Origin of the sequence: Aquimarina agarilytica ZC1 (assembly GCF_000255455.1) — a bacterium.
Lineage (GTDB): Bacteria > Bacteroidota > Bacteroidia > Flavobacteriales > Flavobacteriaceae > Aquimarina > Aquimarina agarilytica.
The window spans coordinates 1-2,218 of the sequence record NZ_JH621295.1 but is presented as its reverse complement, the minus strand read 5'-3'; the positions used below and the strand labels follow the sequence as shown (position 1 = coordinate 2,218).

2 protein-coding genes and 1 pseudogene are annotated in these 2,218 nt (G+C 30.8%); 2 read left to right on the top strand and 1 reads right to left on the bottom strand.

Going from position 1 to position 2,218, the window contains the following annotated elements:
- On the top strand, nucleotides 1–408 hold a 408-nt coding region (locus tag KQA_RS20595; protein WP_010182766.1), incomplete at its 5' end, for a hypothetical protein.
- Nucleotides 405–920, top strand: a complete 516-nt coding sequence (locus KQA_RS0216940; protein ID WP_010182765.1) for a hypothetical protein — start codon at nucleotides 405–407, stop codon at nucleotides 918–920. The genes KQA_RS20595 and KQA_RS0216940, both read left to right, overlap by 4 nt.
- Nucleotides 921–1,141: 221 nt before the next feature.
- Here KQA_RS0216940 and KQA_RS19215 read toward each other — a convergent pair.
- Nucleotides 1,142–1,993 (bottom strand): annotated as a pseudogene (locus KQA_RS19215) (YifB family Mg chelatase-like AAA ATPase); the annotation flags it as partial.
- Nucleotides 1,994–2,218 lie beyond the last annotated feature (225 nt).

Genomic DNA, 2,218 nt, shown 5'->3' with positions numbered 1-2,218 from the left:
GAGCACACAGGTGTTTTTATTGTAGGTCATTCTCTTGGTGGATGGAATGGAGCTCATCTTAGTGAAATATTATCAGATAAAGGTTACGATGTAAAACTACTAATAACTTTAGATCCTGTTGGTGTAGGTGGAGATATTAAATTAATAAGTGATATTTATTGGACTACGCCAACTGTAAAAGCTGACTATTGGATAAATATAACAGCAGAATCAGATGATTATGCATTCGACGATTTTATTGCAGACGCTGGTGGTCAATGGAAACCTAAAACTGGTATGCAAATAAATGATATTTGCAATTGTCATCACGGTAGAGCTGGAAAAATGTTTAATAAAAGCCTTAAAGACACTAATATTTCAGCTTCAGATATGTTGTTACAACAAATTGAATTATACTTATCAAAATGAAATTAATTACAATAACATTCTTATTGAGTTTATTCATTAGCTGTGGTCACGAATTACCAATTGCCAAGATTGAATTTGATAAAATAGAAAAAACAGAAGTAGAAGATTATTATAAATTATATTTTCATTCCGATATAGAATTAGTAAAATTAATTGGTGAAGACTTTAATTCACCAATGATAAAATGTTTTTTAGATAAAAAAAAAACAATAATTAAAGATGACTTTGTAAATAACACAGCAATTTATTTTAAATCTGTTAGTGATTTTAAACAATTAAGCAAATTAGATTCAGGTTATATTTATTCTGCTGAGACATTTTTCTCAAATCCAAAAGATAATAGTAACAAAGGCTTAACTACTAAAGATTATGATAACTTAAAACAGTTGATTAATAAATTAGGTTGTGTACAATGTGTTGTTACAGCTGTGACTTATTTAAATACAAAAAGCCGTTATATTTCTGAATCAATGTGTATACCAAAAGAAAAGCTTTTAGAAGTAATACCATAATTACTATATTTTTAGAGTTTATAAAATGGCTTATCCATCTAACGACACTAGGTTTTGGTTTCTTCAACTATCGAGTAAGGGTAAAATAATACTGTTATTATTTACAGCTTTATTCTTCTTTATATCGTACACAATACATTACTTAGACTTAAATGGAGTTAGTTGGTATTGTGATTTGATTAATTTTCTTAAAAGCTAAATTTTAAACAACCACCACATTACAGAATTATTACATCCGAAATGGTATGATGCGGACTACGAAAAGGACGTAGCGATAATAAGCCTGTTTCATCCTTTAATCGCCCCGAAACACTGTGAATTTTTGTAGTTTCTAAAGCTTCATGCAGCGTCATTGGAGGAAGAATACTAGGAAGTCTTTTAGCTAACATTGTTTTTCCTGATCCTGGCGGACCCACCAGAATAATATTATGACCACCGGCTGCAGCAATTTCCATACAGCGTTTAATACTTTCTTGTCCTTTTACGTCAGCAAAATCAAAGTCGGTATTATCATTGGCTATTTCAAATTCTTTTCTAGTGTCAATAACAGTAGCTTCAAGTGGGGTATTTTTGTCAAAAAAATCAATTACTTCGCTAATGTGTTCTACACCATAAACATCCAAATTATCTACAATTCCAGCTTCTTTGGCGTTTTGTTTGGGTAAAATAAAGCCTTTAAAACCTTCTTCTCTGGCTTTTATGGCTATGGGTAATACGCCTCGGATAGGTTGCAAACTTCCATCTAATGAAAGTTCCCCCATAATAATATATTCATTAATGTTTGGAGCTTTAATTTGATCACTTGCAGTTAGGATGCCTATAGCTAATGATAAATCATAGGCGGCCCCTTCTTTTCGTAAATCGGCAGGTGCCATGTTCACGGTTATTTTTTTTCCAGGAAATTTATATCCTACATTTTTTAGAGCTGCAGCAATGCGGTAACTACTTTCTCTAATGGCATTATCTGGTAATCCGACTAAATGGTAGCCAACACCTTTGTCAATGTTTACTTCAACAGTAATTGTGGTAGCGGAAACACCAAATACAGCACTTCCAAAAACTTTTATAAGCATATTTTTAAATTCAAAACGTTGAATTTACATTTAATTAATTGAAAATTAATAAGCTAAACTTGATATTTTTTATTTATTTAAATCTCAAGAAAATTTTAAATCAGTGAGTATTTAATTGATGTAACTATATTAGGTTTTTTGATAAGCTAAAACTACTATAGATTGGTATCCCCCCGAGCAAGTACATCTTTTGAGATATTCTTTGCTGTATTATTTTTGTAAAAA

What these genes read in the sequence shown, in the direction of transcription:
- KQA_RS0216940 (WP_010182765.1), top strand. Translation starts at nt 405, where the DNA reads ATGAAATTAATTACAATAACATTCTTATTGAGTTTATTCATTAGCTGT.